Consider the following 13,968-nt stretch of genomic DNA (forward strand, 5'->3'; position numbering starts at 1 on the left):
GCCCGCCACTGCACCGTCCTCCGTTCGGCCTGCCTGCCGTGGAGGATACGGCTCAGGTCGCGGCGCGCCGGTCCACGTACTCGAAGACCGCGCCGTCCGGGTGCATCGCGATGAGGTTGCGGCCCACCGGGGTCGGCACGGGGCCCGCGATGACACGGGCGCCGGACGCGTTCAGGACCGCGTACGCCTCGTCGACGTCCTGCACCGCGATGGTCGCGGAGACCTTCCGGAGGATCTCCAGCTCCCGCTCGGGTCCGCTCATCAGCAGAAAGCAGCCGACCGCCGCGACCGACACGCCCCCACGCTCGAAACGCTGCGCGGGGCCGCCCGCGAGACGTTCGTAGAAGGCGACCGAGGACTCCAGGTCCTCGACGCAGATACGCAGCGTGGCTCCCAGGATCTCCATACGGGCGAGCCTAGTTGGCCCCGCCCGCACGCGAGATCGTTTCCCGCGACTTTCCCGCCCTCACGCGACCCGGTATTCCTCCACGTCCTCCTCGTGCCGCAGTTCGAGGCCGTGGCCGACGCCGCCCTCCGGGCGCACGGTGCCGCCCGTCGGGTCGAGGGCCCCGTCGAAGAACATCGACTCGATCCGCACATGGTCGTGGAACCACTCGATGTGCCGCAGATTCGGTACGCAGGCGGCCGCCGCGGCATGCGCGTGCGGGGCGCCGTGGGCCGAGACCTCCAGGCCGTGGCCCTGCGCGAGGGCCGCGACGCGCAGCCACTCGGTGAGTCCGCCGCAGCGGGTCGCGTCCACCTGGAGGCAGTCGACGGAGGGGAGCATCCGTGCGAAGTACGGGAGGTGGTAGCCGTATTCACCGGCCGCCACGTCGCAGGGGAGCGCGTCCCGTACCAGGGCGAGTCCGTGCAGATCGTCCGACGGCACCGGTTCCTCGAAGAGGCCCACTCCGTGCTCGGCGAGCACCCGGCCGACCCGCACCGCCTGCTTGCGCGTGTAGCCGCCGCTCGCGTCGACGTACAACTCGGCCTGCGGGCCGATGACTTCACGCGCGGTGCGCACCCGCGCCACATCGCGGGCCGCCGCCCGCCCCCAGCTCTCACCGACCTTGATCTTGACGCGCGGGATGTGCTGGCCGTGCACCCAGCCGGTCAGCTGGGCCGCCAGATGCGTGTCGTGGTACGTCGTGAAGCCGCCGCTCCCATAGACGGGAACCTCGTCGCGGGCCGCGCCCAGGAGGCGTACGAGGGGGAGTTCGAGGAGGCGTGCCTTGAGGTCCCACAGGGCGATGTCGACCGCGGAGATCGCACACGAGGCGGCGCCGGGGCGGCCGGTGTTGCGGACCGCCTTGCTCATCGCGTCGTGCACCGCGGGGATGTCGACGGCGTCGAGCCCTGTGACGGCCGGCGCGAGCTGCTCGTCGAGCAGGGGCACGACGGCGGCGGGGGCGTAGGTCCAGCCCGTTCCCGTGGCGTCGCCCGCCGTCACCTCGACGATCACGATCGTCGTGGCTTCCCAGGCGAAGGTGCCGTCCTCCTCCGGGGCGTCCGCGGGCACGGAGTACGCGGACATGACGGGTCGTTCGATGGGCACTGAGTCCTTCATCGGGGGCGTCCTGGGTCGCGTGGGAGGGGTGGGGAATGGGGAGTGGGGACGGCGACGCCGCCGTTCAATGTGCGGGGCGGTACGGGTGCCCCCGGGCACGGCGGGCAAACGGGCCGGTGCGGGCCGTTCCTCGCGGTCCGGGCCCTCGCGGTCCGGGCGGATTTCGGCAGGTGGGCGATCGAAAAGCAGGCGGCGGCACGCAGGGGCACGCAGGAGGTCCCGCGGCCCCGGTCCCTCGCGGACCCATGGACCTGAACCGGCATCCGTCACGGAGCGGCCACCGCCTCGCGGCGATGCCCGGCAACCGCGTCCGCATGATGACGGCTTGCTCGTGGGCGCGCCCTGCCGCCGCGCCGGGCCGTCCTGCCGGGGCCGGTCCGCCGCCGGTCAGTGCCGCTTGCCGCGCGCGGTGCGGTGCGCCTCCCCGCGGAGCGGGCGGTGGTGCGGTGGCCTCGGTCAGCGGGTGCCGGACGGCCTCTCGGGCCGTGTGCCGGACTGCTCCTTGAACCAGGTGTTGGCCGCCGGCACGAACATCAGGACCAGCGCTCCGAGCACCGCGCTCAGATGCAGCACACGGCTCGCGCCGAACAGGGCGTCGACCACCCCCAGATCCCGGAAGGCGTCCAACGGTGAGTGCCCGTCGGCCAGCCACTGGACAGGGCCGACGACGAGGGACAGCGTGCCGAACCCGCCGAGTCCCACGGCGAGCACCCACCGCGCCCAGTTCCGGCCGCGCCGCAGCTGGACGGCGAGCAGGACGGCCACCGAGAACACGGTCATCCGCAGCAGCAGTCCGCCCGCCATCTCCCCGGCGGTCGTGTCCCCGTCGGCGATCAGACCGCCGACGGCGAGGACCATCTCGAAGACGCCCGCCGCGACCGCGGTGATCCACAGGGCGAAGGCGGTGTGGACGGGCGGGGGAGCGGACGGCTCGGCACCGCGCGCCGGCCGGGACCGCATCGGCTTCGGGTGCCCTGAATGCGTTTCGTACGCCATGGTGTGCCTCGCTCGCTTCCGTAGGACCGGGACCTCCCCCTGAATCCTTCCGGCGCAGGCGCCGCGAGGCACGCCCGTGAGCCCCCGTCCCGAGGTGTTGTCAGCACCCCTGCGAACCCTGCGGAAACCCCTATGACCAGCGGGCACGCACCCTTTCGGTACGGAGCGCGTCGTGCACGGCTACCACCGGTACCAGCGGGGCCTCGTCCCGCTGACGGTCGTGCCGCGCATCAGGAACCCGAGGAGCCAGATGACGAGCACGATGACGGCGATCCACCAGAGGGCCTGCACCGCGAATCCCGCCCCGAAGAGCAGCAGCGCCAGCAGCAGGACGAGCAGAATCGGAACCATGGTGTCTACCTCCTGCCGTCCGGGTATCCCCAACTGGCCGTCCTACGCGCCGTGTTGAGCCACCGGCACCCGGCGACAGGACCACGCCGCGGGCAGCCCTACTTCCGGCAGAGGATCTCCCCGTGCAGCACGGTGAACCAGCCGTCGTCCCGCTGACCCCACTCCCGCCACGCGTCGGCGATGGTCCGCAGCTCCCCGGCGTCGGCGTGCCCGGACTCCACCGCGCGGTCGGCGTACGACGATGCGACCGTGCGGTCCGCCCACAGGCCGCTCCACCAGTCGCGCTCCGGTGCCGAGGAGTAGCACCAGGTGCTCGCGGTCGCGGTGACGTCGACGAAACCGGCCTCCAGCGCCCAGGACTTGAGGCGCCGCCCCGCGTCCGGCTCCCCGCCGTTGGCGCGGGCCACCCGCCGGTACAGGTCGAGCCAGCCGTCCAGGACGGGGGACTGCGGATACCAGGTCATCGCCTCGTAGTCGGCGTCGCGGGCGGCGACGATGCCGCCCGGCGCGCAGACCCGCCGCATCTCGCTCAGGGCGCGCACCGGGTCGCCGACGTGCTGCAGCACCTGATGGGCGTGGACGACGCAGAACGAGTCGTCCGGGTACGGCAGGTCATGGATGTCGGCGACGGCGAACTCGACGTTCGTCAGGCCGCGCCCGGCGGCCGTCGCGCGTGCCTGGTCCAGGATGCCGGGCGCCCGGTCGACGCCCGTGACACGGCCGTCGGGGACGAGCTCGGCCAGATCGGCGGTGATGGTGCCGGGGCCGCAGCCGATGTCCAGGACCTTCATGTGCGGCTTGAGTGAACCGGCGAGATAGGCCGCCGAGTTGGCGACGGTCCGCCAGGTGTGGGAACGCAGTACGGACTCGTGGTGTCCGTGCGTGTAGACGGCGGTCTCCTCCGGGGTCTCCTCCGGCATGACGGGAACTCCTTCGCGTTCGCTGCCGCTTGCTGCGGTGGTCCGACCGTACGCCGCCATGTCGAATAATGAGACCCGTGTATCAGTATGTGGTCAGGGCCGGTTGGTGGGGCGGCGGCCGCAGGCAGGGAGCCCACCGGGAATTGATTTGCCCTCCCCGACCCCCGCCGCTGACAATGCGTGACCATGGGACATCTTGAGGCCGCGCACATCGAGTACTACCTGCCGGACGGGCGGGCGCTGCTCGGTGATGTCTCGTTCCGCGTGGGCGAGGGCGCCATCGTCGCCCTCGTCGGGGCGAACGGCGCGGGCAAGACCACCCTGCTGCGCCTGATCTCCGGAGAGCTTCAGCCGCACGGCGGCACCGTCACCGTCAGCGGCGGGCTCGGCGTGATGCCGCAGTTCGTGGGGTCGGTCCGGGACGAGACGACCGTGCGCGAGCTGCTCGTCTCCGTGTCCTCGCCCCGCATCCGCGAGGCCGCGAAGGCCGTGGACGTCGCCGAGCACGCGATCATGACCGTCGACGACGAGGCCGCCCAGCTCCAGTACGCACAGGCGCTCTCCGACTGGGCCGAAGTCCAGGGCTACGAGGCCGAGACGCTGTGGGACATGTGCACCACGGCCGCACTCGGCGTCCCCTACGACAAGGCCCAGTTCCGCGAGGTCCGCACGCTCTCCGGCGGCGAGCAGAAACGCCTCGTGCTCGAAGCGCTGCTGCGCGGCGGCGACGAGGTGCTGCTCCTCGACGAGCCGGACAACTACCTCGACGTACCCGGAAAGCGCTGGCTGGAGGAGCGGCTCAAGGAGACGCGCAAGACCGTCCTGTTCGTCTCGCACGACCGGGAGCTCCTCGCCCGCGCCGCCGAGAAGATCGTCAGCGTCGAACCGGGCCCCGCGGGCGCCGACGCCTGGGTGCACGGCGGCGGCTTCGCCACCTTCCACGAGGCGCGGCGCGAGCGGTTCGCGCGCTTCGAGGAGCTGCGCAGGCGCTGGGACGAGAAGCACGCCCAGCTGAAGAAGCTGGTCCTGAACCTGCGGCAGGCCGCGGCCGTCAGCCACGAGATGGCCTCGCGGTACGCCGCCGCGCAGACCAGGCTGCGCAAGTTCGAGGAGGCGGGGCCGCCGCCGGAGCCGCCGCGCGAGCAGGACATCACCATGCGGCTGCACGGCGGGCGCACCGGCATCCGGGCCATCACCTGCAAGGGCCTGGAGCTGACCGGCCTGATGAAACCCTTCGACCTGGAGGTCTTCTACGGCGAGCGGGTCGCCGTGCTCGGCTCGAACGGCTCAGGGAAGTCGCACTTCCTGCGGCTCCTCGCGGGGGGCGACGTCGCGCACGACGGCGAGTGGAAGCTCGGCGCGCGCGTCGTGGCGGGCCACTTCGCGCAGACCCACGCCCACCCCGAGCTCTTCGGCCGTACGCTCCTCGACATCCTGTGGCGCGAGCACGCCCAGGACAAGGGCCCCGCCATGTCGCGGCTGCGCAGGTACGAGCTGACCGGCCAGGCCGAGCAGCGCTTCGAGCGGCTCTCGGGCGGCCAGCAGGCGCGCTTCCAGATCCTGCTCCTGGAGCTCGAGGGCTCCACGGCGCTGCTGCTCGACGAGCCCACCGACAACCTCGACCTGGAATCGGCCGAGGCGCTCCAGGAGGGCCTTGAGGCATACGAGGGAACGGTGCTCGCGGTCACCCACGACCGCTGGTTCGCCCGCTCCTTCGACCGCTACCTGGTCTTCGGCAGCGATGGGCTCGTGCGCGAGACGCCTGAGCCGGTGTGGGATGAGCGGCGGGTGGAGCGCCAGCGCTGAGGGCGCCCGAAGGGGCGCGGGGCTGCGACATGTGCGGCTCCGCCGCGTGGGCGCGACCAGCCACGACGAAGCCGCAGACGAGTCGCAAGCGGTAGCGCCCCCGCGCCTCAGGAGGACAATGGCGGGTATGGCAGACACGACTGGCAAGGCCGCACACCCGCTCCTCGCCCGGCACGCCGCCGCCCTGGAACTCTTCACCGACCGGGTGCACGAGGTCGGGGCCGATCAGTGGGACGCGCCGACGCCGTGCACCGACTGGTCCGTGCGTGACCTCGTCAACCACCTCACCGCCGAGCAGCTGTGGGTGCCGTCGCTGGTCCGCGACGGCGCCACCATCGCCTCCGTCGGCGACGCCTTCGACGGCGACATGCTCGGCCCCGACCCGGTCGCCTCCTGGGACACCGCGGCCGCCGCCGCCCACGAGGCGTTCGCCGAGCCGGGCGCTTTCGACCGCACCGTCCACCTCTCCTTCGGCGAGACCTCCGCCGTCTTCTACTGCGGGCAGATGATCAGCGACCTCGTCGTGCACGCCTGGGACCTGTCCCGGGGAATCGGCGCGGACGAACGGCTCCCGGAGGACCTCGTCGCCTTCTCCGTACGCGAAATCACCCCGTACGCCGCCGACTTGGAGAAGAGCGGCCTCTTCGCCCCCGCGGTGGAACCGCCGGCGGAAGCCGATGTGCAGACCAAACTGCTGAGCCTGCTGGGCCGCCGGGTGTGAGGACGCCGACTCGTTCGGAGCACGGACGATCTTGCGGGGGCAAGGGTGGGCACGGGGGGCCGAGTTCGACGTCGGACAGCTCGGCGAGCTCACCCTCGGGGAGCTGAGCTGCGGCGCCGATGTACGGATGCGGCTCGGCGAACTCGGCTCGTACCACGTGAACATACTGCTCGGCGGGCAGATGCGCTTCCGGCAGGGCGGCGCCGCGGCCACCGTCGCGACGGCCGAGCGGGCCGGGGTGTTCCAGCCCGTCGGCGACACAGTGGTGGAGCGGTGGACCGGCGACTGCCGCGTCCTCGCGGTGAAGATGGACCGCGCCGCCCTCGAACAGTGCCTTGAACAGCTCCTCGGACGGTCCTTCCGCGCCCCGCTGACCTTCGCGCCCGAACTCGACACCACCCGTGGCCCGGGGCGCAGTTGGGCACGGCTCGTCGCGACCGTCGTGACGGACCTGCGCGACGACCCGGACACGCTCCTTGCGTCGCCGCTGGTCGCCGCGCCGCTGCAGGAGGCCGTCCTGAACGGGATGCTGCTCGCCGCCGATCACCCCTTCCGTGCCGAACTCGCCGCCCCGGCACAGCGGTTGCGCCCGGCCCCGGTCAAGCGCGCGATGGACGCCGTGCAGCAGCGCCCCGACCATCCCTTCACGCCCGCGGGACTCGCCGCCGAGGCGCGGGTCGGCGTGCGCTGGCTCCAGGAGGCGTTCCGCCGCTATGTGGGGATGTCGCCCATGGCGTACGTGCGGGACGTACGGCTGAACCGGGTGCACGACGAGCTGCGTGCGGCGGAGCCCGGCGCGGTGAACGTGAGCGACGTGGCGCACCGGTGGGGTTTCAGCCATCTGGGGCGGTTCGCCGAGCAGTACCGGGCCCGGTTCGGCGAGCTGCCGTCCCAGACGCTGCGCGGGTGAACGGCCGCTCGGGGGGTGCGTTATCCGGACAACGGACGCGCTCAGCGGATCGTGGCGGCGCCCGCACTGATTTATCGTTTCACCTGTCGCCGCCTTGCCCGGTCGCCGTCCGAGGGTCCATAGCCCGCCCCAAGGTCACGACCGTGACGGACCTCCGGCGATCCGGCCCGGCGTCACGCGCCGGGCCGGGCCCGTATGCCGCGGGTCCGGTCGCTCCCCCCGCGGGTTCGGTCGCTCCCCCCTGCGCCGCCCGTGCAGCCGGACCCGCACCATCCCCGCCCGCGCAGCCGGACCCGCACCCTACCCGGCCGGGCCGGGACCCCGCCCGGCCGGGTCAGACCGCGGGCGCCAGATCACCGAGGAACACCATCCCCACCGGCTGCCCGTCCTCCACGACCGGCAGTCTGCGCACGGCCATCTCGCGCATCAGGCTCACCGCCGCCGACACCGCGTCGTCCGGCGTGACCACCACCGGGTTCGGGGTGCACACGGCGTGCGCGCTGACCGTGAGCGGATCGGCGCCGTCGGCGACGGCGCGCAGCGCGATGTCGCGGTCGGTGAGCACACCAAGCACCTGGCCGTCCATGGCCACCAGGACATGCCCGATGTCCTGAGCGCGCATCACCTGCGCGGCTTCCACCAGCGAGGCGTCGGGGTGAACCGCCGCGACGCCCGGTGTCATGACGTCCCTGACGAAATCAGCCATGGCGAGCAGCCCTTCCCTGCGCGGATGCGTCGTTCCGCCCGCAGTACCCGCATGCGGCCGGTCCATTCGGGTTTGCCCGGCAGAAGTGGGGAGACCCGGCCGACGACACCCCCCACGGGCATGCCGGGGAAAGAAGGAATCATGGCGGTTCTCGCTGTGTTCATACCGGTGTTGATGCTGGGCATCGTCCTGGCGCTTGGCCGGTACGAGGAGTGGATGTTGCCGCCCGTCGAGAACGTCTCCGTCGGGAACGCCGCCGACACCGACGAGGCGGACGCCGTACGCCGCGCGTTGTGACGCGGCCGGGGCGGCGCCCACTCCCGCGGGGCGCCGCCCGCGGTGTTTGGCCCGCGGGGCGTGGGGCAGGCGAGAATCCACAGTGCTTCGGACCGGAGGCACGTCCGTGGGAGCGGCTCGCGCGCCCCGGGTGTGTCCCGACGCGGCTGCGCGCATCCCACGGTGACTCTTCAACCCAAGGCACCGACAAGGGAGTTGCGACGCATCATGCGATCCGACACACCGCAGGCGAAGGGCCACCCGCACGACGACGCCCCCGACACCGCGGCCGCCTTCCGCAGGCTCACCGAACTGCCGCACGGCCCCGAACGCGACGCGCTGCGCCAGGAGTTGGTCAGCGCCTGGCTCCCCATGGCCGAGCGGCTCGCAGGACGGTTCCGCAACCGCGGCGAATCCCTCGACGACCTGCGCCAGGTCGCGGCCCTCGGCCTGGTCAAGGCCGTCGACCGGTACGACCCGGAGCGCGGCAGCGCCTTCGAGAGCTATGCCGTACCGACCGTCACCGGTGAGATCAAGCGCCACTTCCGCGACCACATGTGGACGCTCCATGTGCCGCGCCGCGTACAGGACTTGCGCAACCGGGTGCGGTTCGCCCGGCAGGACCTGACCCAGACCGTCCGCGGACGCGCGCCGACCCTCGCCGAGATCGCCGAGCGGGCCCAGCTGTCCGAGGAGGACGCGGCCGCCGGACTCGAAGCGCTCGACAGCTTCACCGCGCTGTCCCTGGACGCCGAACTCCCGGGCGGCGAGGACGGATACGCGCTGCGGGACGCGCTCGGCGGACCCGACCCCGCCCTGGACGTCGTCGTCGACCGGGAGGCCGTCAAACCGCGCATCGCGGCGCTGCCGGAGCGCGAACGCGACATCCTCTACATGCGCTTCTTCGGCGACATGACGCAAAGCCGCATCGCGGAACAGCTCGGCATCTCCCAGATGCACGTCTCACGCCTGATCAGCCGTTGCTGCGACCGCCTGCGCGACCAGGTCATGCGCGACGCCGCCTGAGCGCTCCGCTGGAAGTCCGGTGAGGTGCCTTCGATCGTCTGCGGCGTCGTCGTGGCTGGTCGCTCCCCCAAGTTCTCGGCTTCGCTCGAACAGGGGGGACCCCCTTCGCGGCGGAGCCGCACATGTCGCAGCCCCGCGCCCCTTCGGGGCGCTCCTGAACCGCAGCGGACTTCGCTCGACCTGCTCAGGCGGAACGACGCAGGGCGAGAGCGATGTGACGTGACATCACATCGATGGCCTGCGCCTCCGCCATCGAGAAGGCGAGCCGCGCCCCGCTCCTGAAGAGCGTCAGGACGCCCTCCACCGGACCGTCCGTGCGCGCGCTCAGCGGCACGCACAGCAGGGACGTCACCTGGGCGCGTACGAGGACGGGGGCGCCGGACGCGTCCCGGCCGAAGGCGTCCGGGTCCTCCGGGCGGACCTGCAGCACGGGCGCCCCGCCGCGCGCCGCCTCGACCACCAGGGGGCACGCGGCGGGAGCCTGCGCCAGGACGTCGTCGACCGGGGCGCCGTTCGGCCCGAGCACGGTCGTACGCCGCTGGTGAGCGGCCCCTTCGTCGACGATCACCCAGTCGGCGAACCGCCCGTGCAGCACCGCGGCCGCCCGCCCCGGGACGGCCGCCCGGTCCCCGGCCGGGGCCGTCAGGAGCGTGGCGGTCATGGCGTCCGCGAGGTCGAAGAGGGCCGCGTGCCGGGTCGCCTCGCGCAGGTCGGGTGCGGCGCCCTGCAGGGCCGCATCCTGCGGGCGCGCGCCCATCGGATGCGTCTGCGGCTGGAGCACCACGAGGACCGCCGTGCGCGGCTCGGTGCCCGGCCGCAGCGCGGTGAGCGTCGCGCGGACCGGGGCGTGCGGCATCCGCTGGAGGTGGACGGTGAGGCTGCGGTCGCCCTCGCCGCGTGCGACCGCCGCGGTCTGCGAGCGGAACGCGACGCGGTCGGCGTGCAGCAGGAATCCGGTGAGCGGCCTGCCGGTCGCATAGCCCGCGCGTACGCCGGTGAAGCCGGTCGCCGCGAAGTTGAGCCGCCGGACCACCGATTCCCGGTCGACCAGCGCGACGGGCAGCGGGAGCCGTTGGAAGATCGCCCGAAGCAGCCGCTGTTCGTCGCGGTCGGGGGAGCGGCCGCCACCGAGGTGCCCGTCGGCCGCGAGCCGCTCGTAGGCGGGGCGCAACTGCTCGGCCACATGGTCGAGTTCGAAGATCGCCGCGTCGAGTACCGTGCCGAGGTCGCCTGCCGGGACGGAGCGGGCCGACTTCAACTCGGCCACACGGCGCACGAAATCCGCGAGCTCCTCGCCGAACTCATCCGTCTGGGACATGCGTCGAACGTAGTGGCTGCGGCGGTTTTCCGGAGGGGCGCGCGGGCAGTCGAAAAGGGAGAGAGAGGAGGAATCCGCCATGTCCCTCCTGCCCGAACCGGAACTGGAAGGACCGGAATCCGCTCTGCCCGGGCGCAGGCTCTCGGAGCTCGCAGAGCAGGCCGTGCGCTGTACGGCGGCATGTTGCGGGGCGGGTACGACGGTCGCCGACAGCGGTGGCGAGCAGCCCGGTGCGGTGACCCATCCCGACCTTGCCGGACTCGTCTCCGTCCAGTTGCGCTCCGGCGTCGGGCCCATACCGGCCGCGCGGGAGCGCGGGGCTCCGGTGGACTCCGGTGACCTCTTGTGGGACGAGCGGTGGCCCGAATATCGAGCCATGGCACTGGACTCCGGCGTACGCGCCAGTGTCACGCTGCCCTTCCACCGCTCGGGGCTCACGGTGACCCTGAGCCTGTTCAGCTTCCGGCCCGGCACGCTGGACGACGCGCGGCACGGGCCCACGCGGGCGCTCGGTGACCTCGCCACCGCGGGGCTCGTCCGCGACCGGCAGTATCGCGCGGCGCTGAGCGAGGTCGACCAACTGGGCGAGGCCCTGCGGACCCGGCCGGTGGTGGATCAGGCCTGCGGCATCGTGATGCACGTCCTCGACTGCGGGGCGGCTGACGCGTTCGACGTCCTCCGCAGGGTCTCGCAGGGCTCGAACCGGCGGGTGTCGGAGGTGGCGGCGGCGCTGGTGCGGACGCGGGGGCGGGGGGTGGAACGGAAACTGGAAGGGCTGGCTGCGGGCTGAGGTTCCGTTGCCCGTACCCCGCTCAAGACCGCCGCCCGATGGTCCCCGGCGCACCCCGTCCGGCGCAGCCGGAACTTTCGCGAAGGGGCAGGGTTGGGAAGGGAAATCTCACCCAGGCGGAGCCCACCGCCGGGCGAGGGACGGCGCCGCGCGCTCTGATGGACGTATGCGGACGGAAGCCGAGGGACATGGCCCAGTTCGGTACGGGCCGCCGCTGCCGGAGGCGGGGCTCCCCGTCCTGCCCGAGCTCGCCGCCGCGCTCGCGGCCGCCGCGGGCGACACCCACGCCGAACCTCCCGGCGGCGGCCCCGCCCTGCGGGACGCGGCAAGCGGTTACTGGGCCAGACGAGGCCTCGCCGCCGAGCGGGGCCACGTCGTCGCCGCCCCCGGCGCCCCGCCCCTCCTCCTCGCCCTGACCGCCGCACTCGGCCCCGGCGAGGTCCTGCTGCCCCGCCCCTGCCCCGCCTGGTGGGCCCCGCAGGCGCGGCTGCTCGACCGCGCGGTCTACCACGTGCCGACGCCCGCCGAGTGCGGCGGCGTCCCCGACCCGTACGCCCTCCTGGAGACCGTCCGCCGCATCCGCGACGAAGGCGGCACCCCACGCCTCCTGGTGCTTTCCGTCGCCGACGACCCGACCGCCACCGTGCCGCCCCCGGAAGTGCTGCACGAGGCCGTGGAAGCTGCCGTGGACGAGGGGCTGCACATCGTCAGCGACGAGACCTGGCGCGACACCCTGCACCGCCCGCACGACACCGTCCTCATCGGCCCCGCCGAGATGGCCCCCGACCGTGTGACGGTCCTGACCGACCTTTCGGGAGCGTTCCTGCCGCCCGCCCTGCCCGCCGCGATCGCCCGGTTCCCCGCCACCGCGCGCGGCAACGCGCTGTGCACCCGCACCCTCGACGTCCTCACCGCGCTCGGCGCGCTCCTCGCGGCGCCGGCCGCGGCGGCGGCGACGTACGCGATGGGCGAACCGGACGAGGTGTCCGAACGCCTCGTCCGCGCCAACCGCCTGCACGCGCGCGTGGCCGGCGCCGTGCTGCACCGGGTGGTCGTCGCGGGTGCGCTCGCCAGGCCCCCACGGGCGGGGCGTCACCTCTACGTGGACCTCGGCCCGCTGCGTTCCGCCCTCACCGCCCGCGGCGTCAGCGACTCGCAGGACCTGGAGGACTTCCTCGGCGAACGGCTCGGCATGCCCGCACCCGGCGGCCACCGCTTCGGCGACGACCTCGGGGCGCTCCGGGTACGGCTGTCCACCGGGCCGCTGCTCGGCTCGACCCAGCAGGAGCGCATGACGTCTCTCACCACACCGGACGCGCTGGAATTGCCGCATGTGGAACGGGCGTTGAGCATGTTGGGGTCGGCCTTCGACGATCTCCGCGCAGCCACACGGCGAATGGAGCCTCCTCGGTGACGCAACAGACGCAGCAGTCTGAGCAGACGCAGCAGGCAGAGCAGTCAAAGCAGGCAGGGCAGGCAGTACGGGTCACACAGAAGACGTGGGCGGCGGACGGGGCCGCCGCCGTTCCCGTCCCCGCCCCCGGCCCCCTCGCCCCGCCGCGCACCCCCGGCGGGGCGCGTCTGTGGCCGAAGTCGTTCGCGGACCGGCTGACCGCGCCGCTGCCGGGGCTGCGGGCCCTGGCCCGGTTCGCCCGCGAGGGCTCGCTGCGGCCCACCCCCGAAGGCCTCGCCGACATCCAGCGGCTGCCCTTCGAACCGGGGCCGCTGCCCCGCGTCGACACCCGCACCGTCGCCGTCACCTGGGTGGGGCACGCCAGTTGGGTCGTCCGGATCGGCGGGCTCACCGTCCTCACCGACCCCGTCTGGTCCCGCAAGATCCTCGGCACGCCGGCCCGCGTCACGCCCGCCGGCGTGGCCTGGAGCGCGCTGCCGCGCGTCGACGCGGTCGTCATCAGCCACAACCACTACGACCACCTGGACGCCCCGACCCTCGCCCGGCTGCCCAGGGACACCCCGGTGTTCGTGCCCGGCGGGCTCGGCCGCTGGTTCACCCGCCGCCGCTTCGGCCGGGTCACCGAGCTCGACTGGTGGGAGGCCGCCGAACTGGCCGGGGTGCGCTTCGACTTCGTGCCCGCGCACCACTGGTCCAAGCGGAGCCTCGTCGATACCTGCCGCACCCTCTGGGGCGGCTGGGTGCTCACCGACGCCGAAGGCCGGCGGATCTACTTCGCGGGCGACACCGGGTACGGGCACTGGTTCGAGCAGATCGGCACGCGGTATCCCGGAATCGACCTCGCGCTGCTTCCGATCGGCGCGTATCACCCCCGGTGGTGGCTCAAGGACGTCCACTGCGATCCGGAGGAGGCGGTGCGGGCAGCGGCCGATGTCGGCGCGCGGCGTCTTGCCCCGATGCACTGGGGGACGTTTCTGCTGTCCGGCGAGCCGGTGCTTGAGCCGCTGACGCGGGTGCGGGGGGCCTGGGAGGCCGCAGGGCGGGATCGTGCGGACCTGTGGGATCTGGCGGTGGGGGCGTCCCGTGTGCTTGATCGGGACCCCCGCTCTTAGCTTGCGGTGTACGCCTGCGGGTGCTTCGTGGCTTGTCGCGCAGTTCCCCGCGCCC

General features: G+C 73.1%; 15 protein-coding genes. 8 read left to right on the forward strand and 7 right to left on the reverse strand.

Annotation, left to right across the window (positions count from 1 at the left end):
- Nucleotides 1–52: 52 nt before the first annotated feature.
- The 5 genes from AB0O76_RS26970 to AB0O76_RS26990 all read right to left on the reverse strand — a co-directional run bounded on the left by AB0O76_RS26970 (nucleotide 53) and on the right by AB0O76_RS26990 (nucleotide 3,834).
- A complete protein-coding gene (locus AB0O76_RS26970; protein WP_135333505.1) occupies nucleotides 53–406 on the reverse strand; it encodes a VOC family protein in 354 nt (117 codons plus the stop codon).
- Between the two features lie 60 nt (nucleotides 407–466).
- The gene (locus AB0O76_RS26975) at nucleotides 467–1,555 is read right to left on the reverse strand and encodes an enolase C-terminal domain-like protein (RefSeq protein ID WP_365496195.1); all 1,089 of its coding nucleotides are present in this window, start codon (nucleotides 1,553–1,555) and stop codon (nucleotides 467–469) included.
- A gap of 468 nt (nucleotides 1,556–2,023) precedes the next feature.
- On the reverse strand, nucleotides 2,024–2,563 hold the full coding sequence (locus tag AB0O76_RS26980) for a hypothetical protein (protein ID WP_365496197.1): 540 nt from the start codon (nucleotides 2,561–2,563) through the stop codon (nucleotides 2,024–2,026).
- 180 nt (nucleotides 2,564–2,743) lie between these two features.
- Nucleotides 2,744–2,914 (reverse strand): hydrophobic protein, encoded by a 171-nt coding sequence (locus AB0O76_RS26985; protein WP_365496199.1) that lies wholly within the window; start codon nucleotides 2,912–2,914, stop codon nucleotides 2,744–2,746.
- Nucleotides 2,915–3,012: 98 nt separating this feature from the next.
- Nucleotides 3,013–3,834, reverse strand: coding sequence for a methyltransferase domain-containing protein (locus AB0O76_RS26990; protein ID WP_365496201.1), 822 nt, complete (start codon nucleotides 3,832–3,834; stop codon nucleotides 3,013–3,015).
- A 186-nt stretch (nucleotides 3,835–4,020) separates the two neighbouring features.
- Between AB0O76_RS26990 and AB0O76_RS26995 the strand changes: the two genes are divergently transcribed.
- From AB0O76_RS26995 to AB0O76_RS27005, 3 genes are all read left to right on the forward strand, one after another.
- Nucleotides 4,021–5,640, forward strand: coding sequence for an ATP-binding cassette domain-containing protein (locus AB0O76_RS26995; RefSeq protein WP_365496203.1), 1,620 nt, complete (start codon nucleotides 4,021–4,023; stop codon nucleotides 5,638–5,640).
- Between the two features lie 127 nt (nucleotides 5,641–5,767).
- Nucleotides 5,768–6,361: a TIGR03086 family metal-binding protein gene (locus tag AB0O76_RS27000; RefSeq protein WP_365496205.1), complete on the forward strand. Its 594-nt coding sequence runs from the start codon at nucleotides 5,768–5,770 to the stop codon at nucleotides 6,359–6,361.
- A 31-nt stretch (nucleotides 6,362–6,392) separates the two neighbouring features.
- Nucleotides 6,393–7,271, forward strand: coding sequence for an AraC family transcriptional regulator (locus tag AB0O76_RS27005; RefSeq protein WP_365496207.1), 879 nt, complete (start codon nucleotides 6,393–6,395; stop codon nucleotides 7,269–7,271).
- Nucleotides 7,272–7,605: 334 nt separating this feature from the next.
- Here AB0O76_RS27005 and AB0O76_RS27010 read toward each other — a convergent pair whose 3' ends face one another.
- Nucleotides 7,606–7,977 carry a CBS domain-containing protein gene (locus AB0O76_RS27010; RefSeq protein WP_365496209.1) on the reverse strand — a complete coding sequence of 124 codons (372 nt, stop codon included), beginning with the start codon at nucleotides 7,975–7,977 and terminating at the stop codon, nucleotides 7,606–7,608.
- Between the two features lie 141 nt (nucleotides 7,978–8,118).
- On the opposite strand from AB0O76_RS27010, the gene AB0O76_RS27015 reads away from it, so the two are divergent.
- Both AB0O76_RS27015 and AB0O76_RS27020 read left to right on the forward strand, forming a co-directional pair.
- Nucleotides 8,119–8,274, forward strand: a complete 156-nt coding sequence (locus AB0O76_RS27015) for a hypothetical protein (RefSeq protein WP_365496211.1) — start codon at nucleotides 8,119–8,121, stop codon at nucleotides 8,272–8,274.
- Between the two features lie 207 nt (nucleotides 8,275–8,481).
- Nucleotides 8,482–9,279 carry an RNA polymerase sigma factor SigF gene (locus AB0O76_RS27020; RefSeq protein ID WP_365496213.1) on the forward strand — a complete coding sequence of 266 codons (798 nt, stop codon included), beginning with the start codon at nucleotides 8,482–8,484 and terminating at the stop codon, nucleotides 9,277–9,279.
- A 184-nt stretch (nucleotides 9,280–9,463) separates the two neighbouring features.
- Here AB0O76_RS27020 and AB0O76_RS27025 read toward each other — a convergent pair whose 3' ends face one another.
- Nucleotides 9,464–10,597 carry a PAS domain-containing protein gene (locus AB0O76_RS27025; RefSeq protein WP_365496215.1) on the reverse strand — a complete coding sequence of 378 codons (1,134 nt, stop codon included), beginning with the start codon at nucleotides 10,595–10,597 and terminating at the stop codon, nucleotides 9,464–9,466.
- Nucleotides 10,598–10,676: 79 nt separating this feature from the next.
- On the opposite strand from AB0O76_RS27025, the gene AB0O76_RS27030 reads away from it, so the two are divergent.
- From AB0O76_RS27030 to AB0O76_RS27040, 3 genes are all read left to right on the forward strand, one after another.
- A complete protein-coding gene (locus AB0O76_RS27030; RefSeq protein ID WP_365496217.1) occupies nucleotides 10,677–11,387 on the forward strand; it encodes an ANTAR domain-containing protein in 711 nt (236 codons plus the stop codon).
- 166 nt (nucleotides 11,388–11,553) lie between these two features.
- Nucleotides 11,554–12,801 carry an aminotransferase class I/II-fold pyridoxal phosphate-dependent enzyme gene (locus tag AB0O76_RS27035; RefSeq protein WP_365496219.1) on the forward strand — a complete coding sequence of 416 codons (1,248 nt, stop codon included), beginning with the start codon at nucleotides 11,554–11,556 and terminating at the stop codon, nucleotides 12,799–12,801.
- On the forward strand, nucleotides 12,798–13,913 hold the full coding sequence (locus AB0O76_RS27040; protein WP_365496221.1) for an MBL fold metallo-hydrolase: 1,116 nt from the start codon (nucleotides 12,798–12,800) through the stop codon (nucleotides 13,911–13,913). Before AB0O76_RS27035 ends, AB0O76_RS27040 begins: the two co-directional genes overlap by 4 nt.
- The last annotated feature ends 55 nt before the right edge of the window (nucleotides 13,914–13,968 follow it).

The sequence above is a fragment of the Streptomyces sp. NPDC086554 genome (genome assembly GCF_040686095.1).
In the GTDB taxonomy this organism is placed as follows: Bacteria; Actinomycetota; Actinomycetes; order Streptomycetales; family Streptomycetaceae; genus Streptomyces.

Excerpts from the sequence above, each read along its gene's own strand:
- AB0O76_RS26970 (WP_135333505.1), bottom strand. The coding sequence starts at position 406 with ATGGAGATCCTGGGAGCCACGCTGCGTATCTGCGTCGAGGACCTGGAG.
- AB0O76_RS26980 (WP_365496197.1), bottom strand. The coding sequence starts at position 2,563 with ATGGCGTACGAAACGCATTCAGGGCACCCGAAGCCGATGCGGTCCCGG.
- AB0O76_RS26985 (WP_365496199.1), bottom strand. The coding sequence starts at position 2,914 with ATGGTTCCGATTCTGCTCGTCCTGCTGCTGGCGCTGCTGCTCTTCGGG.
- AB0O76_RS26990 (WP_365496201.1), bottom strand. The coding sequence starts at position 3,834 with ATGCCGGAGGAGACCCCGGAGGAGACCGCCGTCTACACGCACGGACAC.
- AB0O76_RS26995 (WP_365496203.1), top strand. The coding sequence starts at position 4,021 with ATGGGACATCTTGAGGCCGCGCACATCGAGTACTACCTGCCGGACGGG.
- AB0O76_RS27000 (WP_365496205.1), top strand. The coding sequence starts at position 5,768 with ATGGCAGACACGACTGGCAAGGCCGCACACCCGCTCCTCGCCCGGCAC.
- AB0O76_RS27010 (WP_365496209.1), bottom strand. The coding sequence starts at position 7,977 with ATGGCTGATTTCGTCAGGGACGTCATGACACCGGGCGTCGCGGCGGTT.
- AB0O76_RS27015 (WP_365496211.1), top strand. The coding sequence starts at position 8,119 with ATGGCGGTTCTCGCTGTGTTCATACCGGTGTTGATGCTGGGCATCGTC.
- AB0O76_RS27020 (WP_365496213.1), top strand. The coding sequence starts at position 8,482 with ATGCGATCCGACACACCGCAGGCGAAGGGCCACCCGCACGACGACGCC.
- AB0O76_RS27025 (WP_365496215.1), bottom strand. The coding sequence starts at position 10,597 with ATGTCCCAGACGGATGAGTTCGGCGAGGAGCTCGCGGATTTCGTGCGC.
- AB0O76_RS27030 (WP_365496217.1), top strand. The coding sequence starts at position 10,677 with ATGTCCCTCCTGCCCGAACCGGAACTGGAAGGACCGGAATCCGCTCTG.
- AB0O76_RS27035 (WP_365496219.1), top strand. The coding sequence starts at position 11,554 with ATGCGGACGGAAGCCGAGGGACATGGCCCAGTTCGGTACGGGCCGCCG.